The sequence below is a fragment of the Sphingopyxis sp. MWB1 genome, from assembly GCF_000763945.1.
In the GTDB taxonomy this organism is placed as follows: Bacteria; Pseudomonadota; Alphaproteobacteria; order Sphingomonadales; family Sphingomonadaceae; genus Sphingopyxis.
Window position 1 is genome coordinate 481,616 of the sequence record NZ_JQFJ01000002.1, and the last position, 18,533, is coordinate 500,148.

Annotated in this window: 17 protein-coding genes and 1 tRNA gene; 10 read left to right on the forward strand and 8 right to left on the reverse strand. The window is 63.2% G+C overall.

Annotated features, from left to right (window positions below):
* Positions 1-21 precede the first annotated feature (21 nt).
* The 3 genes from JV18_RS0103150 to JV18_RS0103160 are packed head-to-tail and all read right to left on the reverse strand — an operon-like array spanning position 22 to position 4,339.
* On the reverse strand, positions 22-1,329 hold the full coding sequence (locus tag JV18_RS0103150; protein WP_033073381.1) for an amidohydrolase family protein: 1,308 nt from the start codon (positions 1,327-1,329) through the stop codon (positions 22-24).
* Positions 1,326-2,750: an amidohydrolase gene (locus tag JV18_RS0103155; RefSeq protein ID WP_033073382.1), complete on the reverse strand. Its 1,425-nt coding sequence runs from the start codon at positions 2,748-2,750 to the stop codon at positions 1,326-1,328. The genes JV18_RS0103150 and JV18_RS0103155 overlap by 4 nt, the downstream gene beginning before the upstream one ends.
* A gap of 2 nt (positions 2,751-2,752) precedes the next feature.
* Positions 2,753-4,339 (reverse strand): peptide MFS transporter, encoded by a 1,587-nt coding sequence (locus JV18_RS0103160; RefSeq protein ID WP_033073383.1) that lies wholly within the window; start codon positions 4,337-4,339, stop codon positions 2,753-2,755.
* A gap of 185 nt (positions 4,340-4,524) precedes the next feature.
* Here JV18_RS0103160 and JV18_RS0103165 point away from each other — a divergent pair, with 185 nt between their 5' ends.
* Positions 4,525-5,142, forward strand: a complete 618-nt coding sequence (locus JV18_RS0103165; RefSeq protein WP_052071695.1) for a nitroreductase family protein — start codon at positions 4,525-4,527, stop codon at positions 5,140-5,142.
* 54 nt (positions 5,143-5,196) lie between these two features.
* Entirely contained in the window at positions 5,197-5,544 is a 348-nt protein-coding gene (locus tag JV18_RS0103170) for a GntR family transcriptional regulator (RefSeq protein WP_033073384.1), read from the forward strand.
* A gap of 9 nt (positions 5,545-5,553) precedes the next feature.
* On the opposite strand, the gene JV18_RS0103175 is transcribed toward JV18_RS0103170, so the two are convergent.
* Positions 5,554-6,213 carry a uracil-DNA glycosylase gene (locus JV18_RS0103175; RefSeq protein WP_033073385.1) on the reverse strand — a complete coding sequence of 220 codons (660 nt, stop codon included), beginning with the start codon at positions 6,211-6,213 and terminating at the stop codon, positions 5,554-5,556.
* Positions 6,214-6,236: 23 nt separating this feature from the next.
* Between JV18_RS0103175 and folK the strand changes: the two genes are divergently transcribed.
* Together folK and JV18_RS0103185 are read left to right on the forward strand one after the other, a co-directional pair.
* Positions 6,237-6,758 carry a 2-amino-4-hydroxy-6-hydroxymethyldihydropteridine diphosphokinase gene (folK, locus tag JV18_RS0103180; protein WP_033073386.1) on the forward strand — a complete coding sequence of 174 codons (522 nt, stop codon included), beginning with the start codon at positions 6,237-6,239 and terminating at the stop codon, positions 6,756-6,758.
* A gap of 43 nt (positions 6,759-6,801) precedes the next feature.
* Positions 6,802-6,877, forward strand: a tRNA-Lys gene (locus JV18_RS0103185).
* A 22-nt stretch (positions 6,878-6,899) separates the two neighbouring features.
* Here JV18_RS0103185 and JV18_RS0103190 read toward each other — a convergent pair.
* Together JV18_RS0103190 and JV18_RS0103195 are read right to left on the reverse strand one after the other, a co-directional pair.
* The gene (locus JV18_RS0103190; RefSeq protein ID WP_033073387.1) at positions 6,900-8,000 is read right to left on the reverse strand and encodes a flavin reductase; all 1,101 of its coding nucleotides are present in this window, start codon (positions 7,998-8,000) and stop codon (positions 6,900-6,902) included.
* 142 nt (positions 8,001-8,142) lie between these two features.
* Complete coding sequence (locus JV18_RS0103195) at positions 8,143-9,123, reverse strand: NAD(P)H-dependent flavin oxidoreductase (RefSeq protein ID WP_033073388.1); 981 nt, start codon at positions 9,121-9,123, stop codon at positions 8,143-8,145.
* Between the two features lie 135 nt (positions 9,124-9,258).
* Between JV18_RS0103195 and JV18_RS0103200 the strand changes: the two genes are divergently transcribed.
* The 3 genes from JV18_RS0103200 to JV18_RS0103215 all read left to right on the forward strand — a co-directional run bounded on the left by JV18_RS0103200 (position 9,259) and on the right by JV18_RS0103215 (position 12,839).
* Positions 9,259-10,431, forward strand: a complete 1,173-nt coding sequence (locus JV18_RS0103200; RefSeq protein WP_033073389.1) for an acyl-CoA dehydrogenase family protein — start codon at positions 9,259-9,261, stop codon at positions 10,429-10,431.
* 98 nt (positions 10,432-10,529) lie between these two features.
* Positions 10,530-11,312: an SDR family NAD(P)-dependent oxidoreductase gene (locus tag JV18_RS0103205; RefSeq protein WP_033073390.1), complete on the forward strand. Its 783-nt coding sequence runs from the start codon at positions 10,530-10,532 to the stop codon at positions 11,310-11,312.
* Between the two features lie 276 nt (positions 11,313-11,588).
* On the forward strand, positions 11,589-12,839 hold the full coding sequence (locus JV18_RS0103215; RefSeq protein ID WP_033073392.1) for an acetyl-CoA C-acetyltransferase: 1,251 nt from the start codon (positions 11,589-11,591) through the stop codon (positions 12,837-12,839).
* On the opposite strand, the gene JV18_RS0103220 is transcribed toward JV18_RS0103215, so the two are convergent.
* Positions 12,836-14,173 (reverse strand): alkaline phosphatase PhoX, encoded by a 1,338-nt coding sequence (locus JV18_RS0103220; protein ID WP_033073393.1) that lies wholly within the window; start codon positions 14,171-14,173, stop codon positions 12,836-12,838. The genes JV18_RS0103215 and JV18_RS0103220 overlap by 4 nt on opposite strands.
* A gap of 107 nt (positions 14,174-14,280) precedes the next feature.
* Here JV18_RS0103220 and JV18_RS0103225 point away from each other — a divergent pair, with 107 nt between their 5' ends.
* The 3 genes from JV18_RS0103225 to JV18_RS0103235 are packed head-to-tail and all read left to right on the forward strand — an operon-like array spanning position 14,281 to position 17,057.
* Positions 14,281-15,411: a CaiB/BaiF CoA transferase family protein gene (locus JV18_RS0103225; RefSeq protein ID WP_033073394.1), complete on the forward strand. Its 1,131-nt coding sequence runs from the start codon at positions 14,281-14,283 to the stop codon at positions 15,409-15,411.
* A 60-nt stretch (positions 15,412-15,471) separates the two neighbouring features.
* Positions 15,472-16,275: a crotonase/enoyl-CoA hydratase family protein gene (locus JV18_RS0103230; protein ID WP_033073395.1), complete on the forward strand. Its 804-nt coding sequence runs from the start codon at positions 15,472-15,474 to the stop codon at positions 16,273-16,275.
* On the forward strand, positions 16,272-17,057 hold the full coding sequence (locus JV18_RS0103235; protein ID WP_052071696.1) for a tyrosine-protein phosphatase: 786 nt from the start codon (positions 16,272-16,274) through the stop codon (positions 17,055-17,057). Before JV18_RS0103230 ends, JV18_RS0103235 begins: the two co-directional genes overlap by 4 nt.
* An 87-nt stretch (positions 17,058-17,144) precedes the next feature.
* Here JV18_RS0103235 and JV18_RS0103240 read toward each other — a convergent pair whose 3' ends face one another.
* Positions 17,145-18,467: a Xaa-Pro dipeptidase gene (locus JV18_RS0103240; protein ID WP_033073396.1), complete on the reverse strand. Its 1,323-nt coding sequence runs from the start codon at positions 18,465-18,467 to the stop codon at positions 17,145-17,147.
* Between the last annotated feature and the right edge of the window lie 66 nt (positions 18,468-18,533).

An 18,533-nucleotide genomic window follows, 5' to 3' on the forward strand; every position in this document is an offset into this window, starting at 1 on the left:
TCCCCGTCGGTGAGTTTAACCCTAACGGTCATAGGCTTTGGGCAAGGCCCCCTCCTGCGGCGTCAGATAGCGCTCGCGAAGCCGGTCCTGCCGGGTCGTCAGCGATTGGGGCTTGCCGTCGATCCAGATCGCAGTCGGGCGGCTACCCAGTTCCAGCGGGTCCTTGTCCCATATCACCACATCACCGACGCGCCCCGGACGCAGCGAGCCGATGCTCGCTTCCATCCCGACACTGCGCGCGGGCGCGCTGGTGATTGCGGCAAAGGCCTGATTCCAGTCGAGCCCGCTCGCGCCCGGAACCCGGGTCAGCGCCACCAGATTGCCCGCATATTGGGTTGCATAACCCATTTTATGCGCATCATCATCGTCGAAAACGCCGACCGAGACATCGACACCCGCCGCCTTGAGCCGCCCTGCGTTCGACTGGGTCGCGGCGAGCCGCTCGAAGCTGTCGGGCAGATCGCTGAGCGGCGAAAGGATGACCGGCACATTTGCAGCGGCGATTTGCGGCGCCACCAGCCAGCCGTCGGTCGCGCCGACCAGCACCAGCTTGATCGCAGGGAAATCATCCTTGAGTTTCAGAACGTTCAAAATATCGGCGGCGCGGTCGACGCGGACGAACAGCGGCGTCGTGCCGTCGATCACGCGGCCCAATGCCTCGACATCGGCGCGCTGGAGCATCGCATCATTGCCCCATTCAGCGAGCGCTGCACCGCCGCGCGCATAGCTGCGCGCCGCGAGCAGTTGTTCACGAAAGAGGAGGAAGGTCGCCGCGCGGCTTCCCCCCGCCTTGGCCGCGCCCGTTTCGCCAAAGGCGACGAACTGCAGTGCGCGCGGGCGGGTGATCATATCCATATCATCGCCTAGATCGACCACTGCGCCCTGCCCCGCGAACAGGCTGCTGCTGCTGCCCGGTGCGACAATGGCGCGGGTGATGCCGGCGCCGCGATTGACCGCGACGGGCGAGCCCATGGGGTTGAGCGCGGGCGCGATATCGAGCCCCGCCGAAAAGCGGCTGCGCGTCGCCGACCGATCGTTGGTTCCGCCGACGGCATCGACTTCGGTGAGGCCGACGCGGCTGAACGCCGCGACAAGGCCCGGCGTAACCCAGCGGCCCGCGGCATCGACCTGCTCGACCCCTGCCGGGACCGCAACACCGGCACCGGCAGCAACAACCTTGCCGCCGCGAATGACGACAGTGCCACCCTCTATGGGCGCGCTTCCGTCGCCGATAACCAGCTTGGCATTGGTGATGGCGACATTCTGCGCCGCGGCGGGCGTTGCCGCCGCGATCATGGCGGCGGCGGAAAGAAGAAGTGCGCGCATCATTTCACATCTCCCTCACCGGGCTGCCCCAGTTCAAAGTCGCTGACCGGGCGCCGCTGCGGGTTCATCGCATCATACATCATCGCGCCGTCGATCCACACTTTCTCGGGCCGCGTATAGACGCTGAAGGGATTGCCATTCCACAGCACGACATCGGCCATTTTACCGGGCTTCAGGCTGCCGGTCTGCTCGCCGATACCCAGCGCTTTTGCCGGGTTAAGCGACAGCCAGGTCCAGGCCTCGGCATCGCTGATCTCCATGCCCATGCGGCGTCCGGCAGCGAGCGCCTTTGCCGCTTCCTGATTGAGCCGCTGGATCTGGTTGGCGTCGTCCGAATGGACGATGGTGCAGGCGCCCGCCTTGTAAACCAGCGGGACATTTTCATTCACCGCATCATAGGCTTCCATCTTGAAGCCCCACCAATCGGCCCACATCGCCGAGCAAATGCCTTCCTTGGCTAGAAGATCGGCAATCTTGTAGCTTTCCACCGCATGGTGGAAGGTCGAGACCTTATAGCCAAACTCCTTTGACATATCGATGACGAGCGCCATCTCGTCGGCGCGGTAGCAGTGATTGTGGATGAGGATGTCGCCCGACAAAACGCCCGCGAGCGTTTCCATGGCGAGATCGCGGTCGACCGCTTTGCCCTCATCCAGCTTTTTCTTGTAAGCCGCCGCCTTCGCCCATGTCTGGCGGTTGACCGCGAAATTGCCCATGCGGGTCGAGGGCATCCGCCCCTTGCCGCCATAGACGCGCTTCGGATTTTCGCCGCACGCCATTTTGAGACCATAGGGCGCTCCGGGAAATTTCATTCCCTGCACGGTGCGCGAGGGCACATTTTTGAGCGTGATCGAACGCCCGCCCATCAGATTCGCGCTGCCCGGCAAAATCTGGAGCGCGGTGACGCCGCCATTGGCGAGCGCACGGCTGAAACCGGGGTCCTGCGGCCAAACGCTATGCTCCGCCCACACTTCGGGCGTCGTCGGCGAGGTCGCCTCATTGCCGTCCGAATGGGCATCGACACTGGGCGAGGGATAGTCGCCCAAATGGCTGTGAATATCGATGATGCCGGGGGTGAGATATTTCCCCGTGCCGTCGAACACCGCAATATCCGCCGGGATCGGCAGGTCGGCGCCGCCAATGGCGGTCACCTTGCCGCCCGTCATCAAAATGGTGCCATTGTCGATCCGGCCGCCCTCACCATCAAAAATGGTGACATTGCGAACCGCGGTCGGCTGCCCCGGATAGGGGCGATAGGTCGAGGGGTAAGGGTTTTTGTCAAAACCCCCTGCCCCGCCAGCCTTCGCCGTCGATTTTGCAGCGGGCTTGTCGCCCGCCGACGCCACTGCGCCGCCATCCGCCGCACAGCCGGCAAAGGCGAGCGAAACGGCGGCCAGAAGGCCGCCCTTTACCGAAAGTTTCATGGTCACGCCCCCTTGGGTTCGGGATGCGTGCCCGCAGCCTGAGGTTCGGCAAGCTCATTCTGGCCAGCCAGTTCCTCTTCCGCATCGCGCAGCGTGTCGAGGTGCATCAGCTTGCGGATGAGCGGTGACACTAGGATCACCAGCACGCCAAAGCCGATCGCCCACAAACCAACGGTCTGATAGACATCAAGCACAAGCTCCTTGCCCGCGCCCTCTCCGCTCGCATGTTCCGATCCCGTCGCTGCCGCGATCAGGCCCGAAGCGAAATTGCCGGTGGCCGCGGCGAAGAACCAGGTCCCCATGATCAGGCTCGCCATATGGGCAGGCGCAAGCCGGTTCATCGCGCTCAGCCCCACCGGCGACAGGCAAAGCTCACCCGTCGTGTGGAGGAGGTAGATCAGGAAGATGAAGAGTACGGGCGTCAGATTACCCATGCCCGCTGCCTCGGCGCCCCATTTGAGGACAAGGAAGCCCAGCCCGAGCTGGAGCATCGCCAGACCGAATTTGGCTGGCGCCGAAGGCTCCCACCCCCGGCGGCCAAGCCAGGTCCACAGCGCCGCGAACAGCGGAGCGAGCAGGACAATATAGGCAGCATTGAGCGACTGGAACATCGAAGCCGGAACACCCGCACGATCAACGTGGCGATCGGTGAAGAGGTTGAGCGACGATCCGGCCTGTTCGAACAAGGCCCAGAAAAGGATCGAGCCAAGAATGAGGAAGAGCGCCGCGAAAATCCGGTCGCGATCCTCCGACGGCAGTTTGAGCACGGCTGTATAGATGACATAGGCCACGAGAATTGCGCCAGCGATCCCCAGCACGGTACCGACAATCGCCTGATTCTGGACCATCCACCAGCAGACACCGACGGCCAGAATGCCGACGATATACAGCAGCCATTCCAGCTTGATGCCCATGACGGGCGACGCAAGCTTGACGGGATCGGGTGCTTCGCCCCGGCCCAGAAGATAGGGCTTGCCCCAGACGAAAACGATCAAGCCAAGCAACATGCCCACGCCCGCCGCGCCAAAGCCATAGGCCCAGCCATAGGTTTCGCCGAGATAGCCGCAAAGCAGCGACCCAAAGAAGGCGCCGAGGTTAATCCCCATATAGAAGATGGTGTAGGCGCCGTCGCGGCGTACGTCTGTGCGCGGATAAAGTTGTCCCACGATCACCGAGATATTGGCTTTCAGAAAGCCCGAGCCGACGATGATAAAGGCCAGCGCCAGCCAGAAAACATTCAAATCGGCGGCATTTTGCCCGCCATCGCCTTCGAACCCCATGATAAAATGGCCAAAGGTCAAAAGCACCGCGCCGTAGAGCACCGCCTTTCGCTGCCCCAGCCATTTGTCGGCCAGATAGCCGCCAAGAACGGGCGTGATGTAAACGAGCGCGGTATAGGCTCCATAGATGACGCCCGCTTCGCCGTCCGAAAACAGCCAATGCTTGGTCAGGTAAAAAATGAGAAGCGCGCGCATCCCGTAATAGGAGAAACGTTCCCACATTTCGGCGAAGAAGAGGACGAACAGCCCCTTGGGATGGCCGAAGAAGGTTCCGGCTTCATCTCCGTGCTGGGCATAGGCTTTGGTCATGGCGACCCTTTCCCTGGAAGACATCGTGCATGGCCCCTCTGGCGGGGGCGGATCGGGGCAACCTAGCGTCTAAATTGCGTATGGGAAGAATCTAATTGCGTTTGAAACCGCTTATCGGTTTTGCAGAGTGTTGCGAATGAATCGCAACACTTGCATCGCAGGGAGCGAAGGTTCACAGGGCAAGCATGTTCAACGACACATCTTCGCTTCTCTCCCATCTTGCCACTCGCCGATCCGGAAAGGCCCGCGACCTCGTCGCCCCAGGCCCCGACATGGCGGAGCTGGAACGCATTATCACACTGGCGCTGCGCACCCCCGATCATGGCAAGCTGGCGCCTTGGCGGATCGTAACGGTCGCTGACGATCAACGCGGCGCTTTTGCGGCTCTGCTCAAAAAAGCATGGATCGCCGAACGCCCCGGCGCAGCGGGTCAGGACCTTGCGCCGCTGGAGCAGTTTGCGCATCAGGCGCCCGCTTTGCTCGTGCTCTTGTCAACACCGGTGCAGCCGAGCAAAATCCCCCTGTGGGAGCAGCAATTATCGGCAGGCGCGGTGGGGATGAACCTGCTCCATGCCGCCCATGCCCATGGTTATGCCGGAAGCTGGCTGACCGGGTGGGCTGCTTTTAACAGCGACGTCGCCGCGGCGTTCGGGGCGGGAGAGGTCGACCGGATCGTCGGATTTTTCTTCTTCGGCACCCCCGCGCAACCGCTTCAGGAAAGGCCGCGCCCGGCTTTTGATGACATTGTTCAGGCCTGGGACGACGGGACGGACGCCGATCCTGTCGGAAGCCGAGGCGGTTAAATTTTTGAAACGCCGCGATTTGACTGCCCTGCTGTCTTATGGCATTAAGGCAGCATGATCGATCAGTCCAAGCCCGTCTATCAGCGCCTCCGCGACGTGATCGCCAATGCCATTTTGGATGGCACCTATGGCGATGGCGACATGCTGCCGTCGGTTCGGGCGCTGGCTGCCGAAGAAGGGGCCAATCCGCTGACGGTCGCCAAGGCCTATCAGACATTTCAGGATGAAGGACTGGTCACGGTCAAGCGCGGGGTCGGCATGTTTGTCGCTGCCGGCGCGACCGAGCGGCTTCGCAACCTGATGCGCGAGGATTTCCTGACCAATATCTGGCCCCCCGTGGCCGAGCAAATGCAGCGCATCGGCCTTGATGCGCGCGAATTGCTCAAGCTCACCGACGCCTGATCGCCTGTACTAACCGCCGGGCTTGAGCGCCAGCGCCTTTTCAAAAATCGCGTCGAACATCGCGGGCGTCATCCGCCGCGTGTTCATATTATAACGCGAACAATGATAGCTATCGATCAGCAACCGGCCATCCGGCAAGCGATGGACCGCGCCGTGGCTGAAAGGATAGGCAGCGAGTCGCAAACCAAGCGCGCGCAGCAGACCGTCATGGGCAATACGCCCCAACGTCAAAAGAAGACGCGCCGACGGAAGCGCTGCCAGTTCAGCGAGGAAATAATCCAGGCAATTTGCGACTTCGTCGGGACGCGGCTTGTTTTGCGGCGGAAGGCATTTGACGACATTCAGGATCGCCGCGCCGCAAAGACGAACATGGTCATCCGCCCCGCCTCCATAAGCCCCCTGAACAAAGCCGAAGCGCGCAAGCGTTGCGAATAATATCTCGCCGGAAAAGTCGCCCGTAAAGGGACGACCTGTGCGATTGCCGCCGCGCAGACCCGGCGCCATGCCGATGATGGCAAGCCATGGCCGCGGATCGCCGAAAGCGGGAACGGGCGCATTCCACCAGTTGGGGTAGCGCCGACGGCAATCCTCGCGCAAATCTACCAGCCGGGGACAACGGCCGCATTCACGCGGCGGCGCAGCGGCGGCAAGCGGGCTGGCGTTCGTCATGCTGTGGGGATAGGAGCGCGCTCATGTCCGACGCAAGCCCCTTGCCCCTTTATGCCATCGGCCTAGGCTCCAATCGCCGCCATGCGCGCTTTGGCGACCCGCGCAGGGTGCTGCTGGCCGCGATGGCCGCGATCGAGGCCGAAGGGATCGAAGCCGTGGATGCAAGCGCCATAGCCATCACCGAACCGCTTGGTCCTTCGCGCCGCTGTTACGCCAATGCTGCGATGCTCGTCGCGACGCGGCTCGACCCGCCCGCCATGCTGGAACGGCTGAAGACGATTGAAGCACGATTCGGGCGGCGACGCGGGCAGCGCTGGGGCGCACGCACGCTGGATCTGGACCTGCTGCTCTGGTCGGAAGGCATATGGAGCGATGCGCATCTGACCGTCCCGCACGGACAACTGACACAGCGGCTTTTCGTGCTGGGACCGCTGGCCGCTATCGTCCCCAATTGGCGCCATCCGGTCAGCGGGCGGACCATAAGGCAGCATCACATGCAACTTCTTCGAGCAAAGCCGGTTGACCGCGAGCCATCGGCGCTCTAGGTGCGACCGCGCATCACGGGTGAAGGCCATGCCCCACCCCGATGGGCCCTTAGCTCAGTCGGTAGAGCAACTGACTTTTAATCAGTAGGTCGCTGGTTCGAACCCAGCAGGGCTCACCACCGCGCCTCCCCTTTCCGCCCGTCAGGCGAAGTGGAGGCGACGGTATTTTCCCCGGAAATAGAGCAAGGGATCGCGGTGCGGTTCGAATTGCGCGCGCACGACGCGCCCGACGAGAATGAAATGATCGCCGGCCTCATGCACCGCCTCGCGCTGGCATTCAAAGGAAACGAGCGACCCGCCGAGCAGCGGCACGCCGGTCTCGCCCGGCGCCCAGGGCAGGCCGGAGAAACGATCTTCGCCCTTGGTGGCAAAGCGGTTAGAGGCGGGCTGCTGCCCTATCTGGAGCACATTCACCCCGAAATGATCCGCCGCACGGAGCAGCGGCGCGGTGCCCGCGCTATTGGCGATGCAGACGAGCAGCAGGGGCGGATCGAGCGAGACCGAGGTGAAGCTGTTCGCCGTAAGCCCTGCCGGGGTGCCGCTGTCATCAAGCGCCGTGACGATGGTGATACCGGTCGCGAAACAGCCCATGGCGTCGCGCAGGGTGCGCGGGTCCGACCCCGCCTTGAACTCCATCGCCTCGCGCGGCTGGTGCCGTTCGAGGAAAGAAAGAAGCTGACCGAGCAAGGCTTCGCGCCGGTCGCTGGCATGATCGACATCGGCTTCGTCAATCTGGGCGCATTCGCCAACAGGCAGCGCCGCCACCAGCGCGTCGCTGGCATCGCTGCATTCGGCCGGCGCCAGCCCCCCGCGCATCACCAGCGTCGGCACTGAAAGCTGGGGCGCAACCTTGTCGCTGAGCAGGGCGCCATCCTCGGGCATATCGACGAGGATGAGACCCGCGGCCAGATGCGCCCCGTCGGGAGAGAGCGCCCGCGCGGCGATCCGCCCGGCGCCGCGCGCGGCGACGACGGCGGGGCGTGACCCCATCTGCGCCAGCACGGCGCGCAGATCCTCGACATGGACAGAGAGGGTTTCGGCATTCCACGGTGTCCGGCTTTGGCGCAGATCGATGCCGATCACGCGGCGCCCGGAAAGCACCAGCGCCTCGGCCACATCACGCCAGCTTGCGCGCCCTTCTCCCGCATCGGGCACGAGCAGCACCGGCGGATCATTCTCATCGCCCCATTGCTCGGCAAGAAGGCGCGCGCCGCCAAACCCCTTGAAATGGAAATCGGTCAAGAAAACCCCTTCGTTCCCGCCGCCGTCCCAAGGGCGACGATATGAGCTGGATCAATCAATGGAAGCCAACCCATATCGAATGACCCCGGCGCGCGCCAGCCGCACCGGGGTCATTTTTGGCCGGAAATCGGTGGGACGAGGGTCAGCGGCGAAAGGCTGCGAGCCGCTGGTCGACGATCGCATCGGCTTCGGCGATGATGCGGTCGATCAATTGCTGGCAGGTCGGGATATCGTGGATCAGCCCCTGCACCATGCCCGCCCAGAAAACGCCCTTGGTCAAATCGCCGGTCTGGAGCAGCTCGCGCCCCGCCTTGCCATTCACCAGTTCGGCGACATCCTCAAATTTCGCGCCCGGTTTTTCGAGGCGGCGGACCACTTCTTCGCTGACCGCGCTTTTCCCGACGCGCGCGGTGTTCTTGAGACTGCGAAAGATGAGGAAGCTCCCGCGCTCGTCATTGTCGACGTAGGCCTGTTTTACATTGTCATGGATGGGCGCTTCCTGCGTCGCGCAAAAGCGCGTGCCCATATTAATCCCCTCGGCCCCGAGGCTGAGCGCAGCGACGAGCCCGCGCCCATCGCCAAAGCCGCCCGATGCCAGCAAGGGTATTTTCACCTTGTCCGCCGCCGCGGGAATCAGGATCAGCCCCGGAATATCATCCTCGCCGGGGTGGCCCGCGCATTCGAAACCGTCGATGGAAATAATGTCACAGCCCGCGCGCTCGGCGGACAGTGCATGGCGAACGGCGGTGCATTTATGAAGGATGGTGACGCCATGGGGCTTCAGCATCTCCCATATTTCGCGCACCGCCTGCGTCCCCGCCGTTTCGACAATCTTGACCCCGCCGTCGATAATGGCCTGGGCATAGCCCTTGTAATCGGGCGCATTGATCGTCGGAAAAACGGTCATATTCACGCCAAAGGGCTTGTCGGTCATCGCGCGGCAGCGCTCGATCTCGTCGCGCAGCGCATCGGGGCTGGGCTGAGTCAGCGCGGTCAAAATGCCAAGACCACCGGCATTGGAGACAGCGGCGGCGAGTTCGGCATAGCCCACGCTTTGCATCCCGCCCTGCACGATCGGATGTTCGATGCCCAGCATCTCGGTAATGCGCGTCTTGAAAGCCATGCCTCTCCCCTGTTCCTGTCGGTAATGCTCGTGGGCGGACGCTACGGCCTCCGCGAAGCTTCGTCATGAAATAACTTGACGCTTACGTCAACGTCGGGTTGAGTGGCAAGATAGTTAGACATCAAAGGGAATCGCATGACCATCTCCGACCGCGCACGCCAGATCGCCGACCGGGTCGAGGCTTTTGTGCGGACAAGCATCATTCCCTATGAGCAGGATACCCGCCGCGATCATCATGGCGCACCGACCGACGCGCTGGTGATGGAGATGCGCGACAAGGCGCGCGCCGCGGGTGTATTGACGCCGCACATATTGGACGATGGCAGCCATTTGAACCAGCGCGAAACCGCAGAAGTGCTGATCCGCAGCGGCCTGTCACCGCTCGGCCCCCTCGCCTGCAACACCATGGCGCCCGACGAGGGCAATATGTATCTGCTCGGCAAGGTCGGAAGCGCCGAGCATAAGCGGCGCTTTCTCGATCCGCTGGTGTCGGGGCGCACGCGCTCCGCCTTTTTCATGACCGAGCCTGCCGAAGAGGGCGGCGCGGGCTCCGACCCCTCGATGATGCAAACGCATTGCCGGATCGACGGCAATCATTGGGTCATCAACGGCCGCAAATGTTTCATCACCGGCGCCGAGGGCGCATCGGTGGGGATTGTCATGGCCAAGGCCGAGGAAGGCGCCTGCCTGTTCCTCGTCGACCTGCCCGACCCGGCGATCCGCATCGAACATGTGCCCAACACCATCGACACCTCGATGCCGGGGGGCCATGCGACGGTGATCATCGACAATCTGCGCGTTCCCGCCGACCAGATGCTGGGCGAAGCAGGCGACGGGTTCCGCCTCGCGCAGATCCGACTGGCCCCGGCGCGCCTCTCCCACTGCATGCGCTGGCTCGGCGCCTGCATCCGGGCGAACGAGATTGCGACCGATTACGCCAATCGCCGCCACGCCTTTGGCAAGCCGCTGGTCGACCATGAAGGCGTCGGTTTCATGCTCGCGGAAAATCTGATCGACATCAAACAGGCCGAGTTGATGATCGACTGGTGCGCCGGCGTGCTCGACGGCGGATCGCTGGGCACCGCCGAAAGCTCGATGGCCAAAGTCGCGGTGTCAGAGGCGCTGATGCGGATCGCCGACCGCTGCGTCCAGATCATGGGCGGCACCGGGGTCAGCGACAAGACGATCGTCGAACAGGTGTTCCGCGAGGTTCGCGCCTTCCGCATCTATGACGGCCCCACCGAAGTGCACAAATGGAGCCTCGCGAAAAAGGTGAAGCGCGACTGGAAGGCGGCGCAACCCGCTTAACAGCACGCGGGGGCAGCCATGGCCTGCTCCACCAAAATGCTTGACGTTTACGTTAACGTTCGATCATCTGACCAAAAAGAAGCGAGAGGAGCCGGGTGATGAAATTGGATTCCACCACTGCCGCCATTGTCACAGGCGGCGCATCGGGGCTGGGCCGGGCGACGGCAGAAGCGCTGGCGGCGGCGGGTGTGAAAGTGGCCATTTTCGATATCAATGATGCGCTGGGCCAGGAGGTCGCGACGTCGATCGGCGGGCTGTTCGTCCACGTCGATATCACCGACGAACAATCGGTGCTCGATGGCTTTGCCAAGGCGCGCGATGCTCATGGGCAGGAGCGTATCTGCGTCCACTGCGCCATGACCTCGCGGCGCGGCAAGACGCTCGCCTTTGACAAGGAAAGCGGGCGCTATCGCCGCACGCCGACCGAGGATTATGAATTTGGCGTCGCCGGAATCTTGACCGCCAGCTATCGCATCGGCTCGGTCGCCGCCGAGGGCATGGCGAGCTTGCCCGAGCTTGCCGATGGCGAACGCGGGGCGATCATCTTCACCGCCTCGGTCGCGGCGCAGGATGCCCAGATCGGACAGGTCATCTATGGATCCGCCAAGGCGGGGGTGAACGGCCTCGTCCTGCCCATGGCGCGCGACCTGATGGAACTTGGCATAAGAGTCAATGCCATCATGCCCGGCGTGTTCGAAACGCCGCTGCTCGGCAATATGAACCCCAAGGTGAAGGCCAGCCTCGAGGCCTCCGTCCCCTTCCCCAAGCGGCTGGGCAAGGCGGAGGAATATGCAAGCCTCGCCATGGAAATGATCCGCAACAGCTATTTCAACGGACAGTCGGTGCGCCTCGACGGCGCAATCCGCATGGCACCGCGTTGACCCTCGCCACGCCCCCTCCCCCTTCGCATCGAGCGAAGTCAAGACACCCATCGGGGCCCGCACAGTGTCGCGAAGCTGCACGACGCGATTCGCATGGCAGCGCAATACCCCCCGCTCCCCCAACCGTTCGCATCGAGCGAAGTCGAGATGCCTATCGGGCCCAGCGCAATGTCGCGGCGTGTCTCGACTTCGCTCGACACGAACGGGAGTTGAAGGCGGGTCAGAACGAAAGCTGCCCCAATCAACCCATTCTCATTGTTGAAGAAGGACCCCATCATGGCCGAAGCCTATATTATCGACGCCGTTCGCACCCCGCGCGGGATTGGCAAGCCGGGCAAGGGCGCCCTGTCGCATCTTCACCCCCAGCATCTCGCCGCGACGGTGCTCGCCGCGATCCGCGACCGCAATCATCTCGACACCGCGACCGTCGATGACATTGTCTGGTCCACTTCCTCGCAAAATGGCAAGCAGGGCGGCGACCTTGGCCGCATGGCGGCGCTGTCGGCGGGCTATGACATAAAGGCGAGCGGGACGACGCTCGACCGTTTCTGCGGCGGCGGGATCAGCTCGGTCAATTTCGCGGCGGCCAGCGTGATGAGCGGCATGGAAGATTGCGTCATCGCGGGCGGGACCGAGATGATGAGCTATACCAGCGCCTATGCCGCCGAGCAGGCCAACGCCGGCCTGCCGCCGCGCCTGATGGGATCGGGGCATGAAGCGCTCGACGAAATCCACCCACAATCGCATCAGGGCGTCTGCGGCGACGCCATTGCCACCATCGAAGGCATCGGCCGCGAGGCGCTCGACGCGCTGGCGCTCGTCAGCCAGCAGCGCGCCAACCACGCGATCAAGGAAGGCCGCTTTGCCAAATCGCTCGTGCCGGTGAAGAACCCCGACGGCAGCATCGCGCTCGATCGTGAGGAATTTCCGCGTCCCGAAACCACCGCCGAAGGGCTGGCCGCGCTCAAGCCCAGCTTTGCCGCGCTCGCCGATTTCGACATGGGTGGCGGGCTGACCTTTCGCAAGCAGATCAACCGGCGCTATCCCGATCTCACCATCCAGCATTTCCACCATGCGGGCAATTCATCGGGCGTGGTCGACGGCGCCGCCGCGCTGCTGCTGACGTCAAAAGCCTATGCCGAAAAACATGGGCTCAAACCCCGCGCGCGCATCGTTGCCTATGCCAATATCGGCGATGATCCGACGTTGATGCTCAACGCCCCGGTTCCGGCGGCGAAAAAGGTGCTCGAAAAAGCGGGTCTGACCAGGGACGATATCGACGTCTGGGAAATCAACGAGGCCTTTGCCGTCGTCGCGGAAAAATTCATCCGCGACCTCGACCTGCCGCGTGACAAGGTCAACATCAATGGCGGCGCCATGGCGCTCGGCCACCCGATCGGCGCGACGGGGTCGATCCTGATCGGCACCGCGCTCGACGAGCTTGAACGCTCAGGCGGGCGCTATGGCCTTGTCACCATGTGCGCCGCCGGGGGCATGGCCCCGGCGATCATCATCGAGCGTCTTTAGAAAGGACCGCGGATCGCAAGCGTGCGCGTCGGGCTGTACAGATTGACGAACATGGTCGAACCGTCGGGCGAGAAGCACACGCCCGCCGGTTCGGTCTGCACCCTTATCCGGCCAAAGGCATAGACTTCGCCATGGGGAGTGACGCCGCGCAGATGATTGTCGACGACATCATCATATTGGTCTTCGCAGACGATCAGATGGCCGTTCGGCGCCACGGTGAGATTGTCGCCAAAGCTGAATTGCGCGCGGTCGGTCGATTCAAGGAAGAGCTGCAGCCGCCCCGGCAGTTTGCTTTCCGCCGCCGTCCCTTCGTGGCGCGACGGGCGATAGCGCATGATCTGCCCCTGTTTGGCGAGCCCGCCGGAGGTGCAGGTGAAATAAAGCTCATCCTCGCCCCAATGCACGCCTTCACCGCGCGCAAAGACCAGCGCGCCCTTGGCCGCGCCGCGCGTACGCAAATCATCGGCGGGGCTTTCGGGATTATCCAGGTCGATCCAGTCGGCGAAATGCCAGCTTCCCGGCTGCATCGCCTGTCCTTCCCAGTTGCGGCTGTCGCGAAAACTCCGGTTATGAAGGGCGAGCGCCTGCAGGCGTCCGCCGCGCTGCAGCGAGCCCGGCACATCGGGAAGGAAGCGGTAAAAGAGGCTGTCGGAGCGATCCTCGGTCATATAGACAATGCCGGTGCGCGGATCGACCGCCGCCGCCTCGCGGTTAAAGCGGCCCATCGCCTTCAGCGGCTCCGCCTTGACCAGCTTGCCCGCATCGGCGGGAACGTCGAACATCCAGCCATGCGGCTGCCCCACGCCATCCTCCGGGCCATCGACGCTTTCCTCGCAGGTCAGCCAGCTGTTCCACGGTGTAACCCCGCCCGCGCAATTGCGGATCGTCCCGACGAGGCTGAGATATTCCTGTTCCACCGTCAGGCTGGCCGGGTCGAGCACCAGCGTCGTCGTCCCGCCGGGCAGCGCCGCGCCATCGCGGCTGTCGAATGCCTCTGCCGGGTTGATCGCACTTTCGCCAAAGGGGCCCTTCGCCCGGTGGCGCGGCTGCAATTCATGGTTGCGAACCAGCGCGATGCGCCCCTTGTCCAGCGCAAAACAGCCCATGCCATCGGCGCGGTCGGGCACCAGCAGGCCGTCGCTCATCTTCTGCCCAAGCTGCGAAACAGTCCGATAAGAAAAGCCCGGCGGCAAATCGAGCAATCCCGCCGGGTCCGGCTGCAAGGGGCCATAGCCGGGCGTGGTCGCCATCAGGCCGCTGGCGGCGGCGCGGCTTTGTGTGGCAAGCCCGGCAAAGGCCAAAGCGGCCCCGGCGAAATGGCGGCGATTGAGCATGTCAGACCTTCTCCCTCTTTTCCTGATAGGACGCACTGCACGGCCTTTGGGACAAATCAAAGACAATATGGCGACACTTTTGTCGCCCGCGAACGAAGGAGTTTTTCATGGCTGGACCGCTAATGGGCCTCAGGATCATCGAATTTGCCGGCATCGGTCCCGGCCCCTTTTGCGCGATGATGCTCGCCGACCATGGCGCGGAGGTGATCCGCATCGACCGTCCCGGCGCGCAGCTTGATCCGCGCGATCCCCTGTCGCGGAACCGCCGCTCGATAGCGCTCGATATGAAGGCCCCGGGGGCGATCGACGTCGCGCGCGACCTTTGCAAAAGCGCCGATGCCATCATCGAAGGCTATCGCCCCGGCGTGATGGAGCGGCTGGGGCTTGGCCCCGACGTGCTGCTCGGCGACAATCCCCGCCTTGTCTATGGGCGGATGACCGGCTGGGGCCAGTATGGCCCTTATGCGCAGGCGGCGGGCCATGACATCAACTATATTTCGCTGTCGGGCGTGCTGCATGGCATTGGGCGCGCGGGCGAAAAACCGGTGCCCCCGGTCAATTATGTCGGCGACTTCGGCGGCGGGGCGATGATGCTTGCCTTCGGCATGGTCAGCGCCTTGCTCCATGCGGCCCGAACGGGCGAAGGTCAGGTGATTGATTGCGCGATGACCGACGGATCGGCGCTGCTCGCGGGCATGACTTGGGGTTTCAAGGCGATGGGGCGGCTCAAGGATGAGGCCGGCGTCAACCTGCTCGACGGCGGTGCGCATTTTTACGACAGCTATGCCTGCGCCGATGGCAAATATATCTCCATCGGGTCGATCGAGCCGCAATTTTACGCGCTACTCCGCGAAAAAACGGGGCTCGACAAGGATCCGGACTTCGATGTGCAACTTGATCCGGCCCGCTGGCCCCATCTCAAGCAAAAGCTGGCGGCGCTGTTCGCGACCAAGACCCGCGATAAATGGTGTGAAATCATGGAGATGACCGATATCTGCTTTGCCCCCATCCTGTCACTCGAAGAGGCACCAGAGCATCCGCATAATATCGCACGTGGCACTTTCGTAACCATCGGCGGCGCCGTCCAACCCGCCCCTGCCCCCCGCTATTCGGCGACCGAAACCGATCCGCCCAGGGCCGCGCCCGTGGTGGGCGCCGACAGCGATGCGCTGCTGACCGAACTCGGCTATGACGCCGCCCGCTGCGCAGAATTACGCGATGCCGGCGCGGTGCGCTGAGCTTTGGGCAGACTTCTGCTATAAGGATGATCCGGCCACCGCCGGGAAAGGATAAGGATAATGGGTGAATTTCTGAGTGTCGAACGGCGGGGCAAAATTGCCATACTGACGATGGACAAGCCCGAAAGCATGAACGCCATCGGTACGCATGAGGATTGCCAGGACATCATCCAGACCCTTGCCGCGCTGGGCGAGGATCGCGGGGTCAGCGCCATCATTCTGACCGGTCGCGGCAAGGCCTTCAGCGCGGGCGGCAATCTGAAGGGTATGAAGGAACGCAAGGGAATCGGCGTGCTCGACCAGCCCGATTCGACGCGCAGCAATTATCGCAAGGGCGTGCAGGCGGTGATCCGCGCGCTGATGGACTGCGAAATTCCGATGATCGCGGCGGTCAATGGCCATGCCATCGGGCTGGGCGCTGATCTGGCCTGCACCTGCGACATTCGTATCGCCGCCGAAAGCGCCCAATTCGCCTGCAGCTTCGTCAAGGTCGGGATCGTCCCCGGCGATGGCGGGGCGTGGCTGCTCCAGAAAGTGCTGGGCTATCCCCGCGCTGCCGAGCTTTTCCTGACCGGCGACCGTTTCGACGCCGCCGCCGCAAAGGAATTTGGCCTCGTCACCGAAGTCGTGCCCGATGCCGAACTGCTCGACCGCGCCATTGCCATCGCAGAGCGGATCGTGTGCAATCCGCCGCGCGCGCTGCGCCTGACCAAAAGGCTGCTTCGCGAGGCGCAGCATAGCCGGATGAGCGATATCCTCGAACTCAGCGCCGCCTATCAGGCGATTGTCCATGAAACCGCCGATAATCGCGAGGCCATTGACGCTTTTATCGAAAAGCGCGCGCCAGTGTTTACGGGAGAATGACGATGTCCAGCGAGCGTGTGTTGCCGCTGTCGGGGGTGCATAATTTCCGCGATTATGGCGGCTATGCCGTCGATGGTGGCGGGCGAGTGCGCGAGGGCCTGTTATGGCGCTCCGCGCATCATGAAGCGGCGACCGATGATGATCTTGTGGCCATAGACGCGCTGGGGCTGGAAACCGTCGTCGACCTGCGCGGTGATGACGAGCGCGCGCTTCACCCCTGCCGCCGCCCCGAAGGCTTTTCGGCGCGCGTCCTGTTCGCGGAGGGCAATACGGCAGGCCTTGCCCCACATTTGCAGGCCGCCAAGGGCGCCATCGACGTCGAGACGGCGCGGGCGCGAATGATCGACACTTATGCCGGCATGCCCTATCGACCCGTGCTGGTGGCGACCTTACGCCTCTATCTCGCGGCGCTGGCCGAATATGATGCGCCCAGCCTCGTCCATTGTGTGGCGGGCAAGGATCGCACCGGCTTTGCCGTCGCCATCGTCCACCGGCTACTTGGCGTGCATGAGGATGATGTGATGCAGGATTATCTCCTCACCAATAGGGCGGGAAAGATTGAGGAACGCATCGCGCAGGGCGGCGCGCATATCCGCGCGCGCTATGGCCGCGAAATCAGCGACGAGGCGATCCGCATGCTGATGTCGGTCAATCCTGCCTTTCTCGATGCCGCCATGGCGACGGTGCGCCGCGACCATGGCGATGTCGCGGGCTATGCCGAGGCGGTGCTGAACCTGACCCCCGCCATGCGCGAAGCCATTATGGACAAGCTGCTCGTCTGAACCCTGGCGTCGCCCCCGCGAAGGCGCGGGCAGCCAAAGGCATGAGACAAGATTGCGGGCGTCCCGGTTTACCCAGGCGACGGCGCGTCAGTTTCCCTTGACCTGCACCCCGCCCTTCACCACCGCATCGACGTTTTCCAGCGCGCGAATATTGGCGAGGGGATCTCCGTCGACGGCGATGATATCCGCATAGCGACCCACAGCGATGGCACCGAGATCGCGTTCGCGACCCAAAGCTTCCGCAGCATTGCGGGTTGCGGCCTGTATTGCCTGGATCGGCGTCATCCCATATTCGACCATCACGCGAAATTGTCCGGCGACATCGCCATGCGGCATCACCCCGGCGTCGGAGGCAAAGACCATGCGAACGCCCGCGCGGTGCGCCTTGCGGAAATTGTCGCGCTGAATCTGGGCAATCTCGCGGTCCTTGCGAAGATTATCCTCCAGCACACCATTTTTCGCGCCTTCGGCTTGGGTATATTCGGTGTTGAAAATATCCATCGCGAACCAGACGGGCCGCTGGCGCGCAACCGCCATGCGAATCCCCTCGTCATCGACCAGGCTGGCATGTTCGATCGTGTCGATCCCCGCCGCTATCGCTGCGCGTATTCCCTCCGCACCATGGGCGTGCGCGGCAACGCGGAGGCCCCATTGATGCGCTTCGTCCGCAATGGCGCGCAGTTCCTTTTCGGGGACCTGCAGCTGTCCCGGTTCGGTATTGCGCGAAAAGACCCCGCCGGTCGCGCAAACCTTGATGACTTCGGCGCCATATTTGCGCTGCCGCCGCACCTGATAGCGCAGCTCGTCGGGAGTATCGCCGATCCCTTCCTCCTTATGCGCTTTTTCAAGGCTGGGAGGCAGAAATGTGCTGTCGCAATGGCCTCCCGTCGCGCCAAGCGCATAGCCCGCCGGGACGATGCGCGGCCCCATCGCATAGCCCGCATCAATCGCCTGCTTCAGCCCGATGTCATTGCGGTCGCGCGAGCCGACATTGCGAACCGTCGTAAAGCCGGCGCTCAGCATGTCGCGCGCATTTTGCACCGCCGTCATACCCCAGAAACTGTCCGTAAAGCCCAGTCCGCGATAACCGCCGATGTCGGCGGGACCGTCGAGATGAACATGCATGTCGATCAGTCCCGGAAGGAGCGTGCGCTCCCCCAGGTCTATATGGGTGACATCCTGCCCCCAGCGCACCGTACGTGCATCAGCGATGCTGGTAATGCGCCCGTCGACCCCCACGAAAATCGCGGGATGTTCGACCATTTTGCCGGTGAGTACATCTATATAGCGGGCAGCCGTGATGACACGGCCCTGCCCCGCCGCTGCGGATGCGTCAGCCGCCCCCGCTAGAGCAGCGATCCCGAAAGCAATTCCCCATAGAATCCCGCCTGACTTGGCATGAAACCGCATATCCGCTCCGTCTCTCATTTCAGCTTCCAACAGGAATGGCAGAGCGCAGCGCCTTCGGATAGTTGA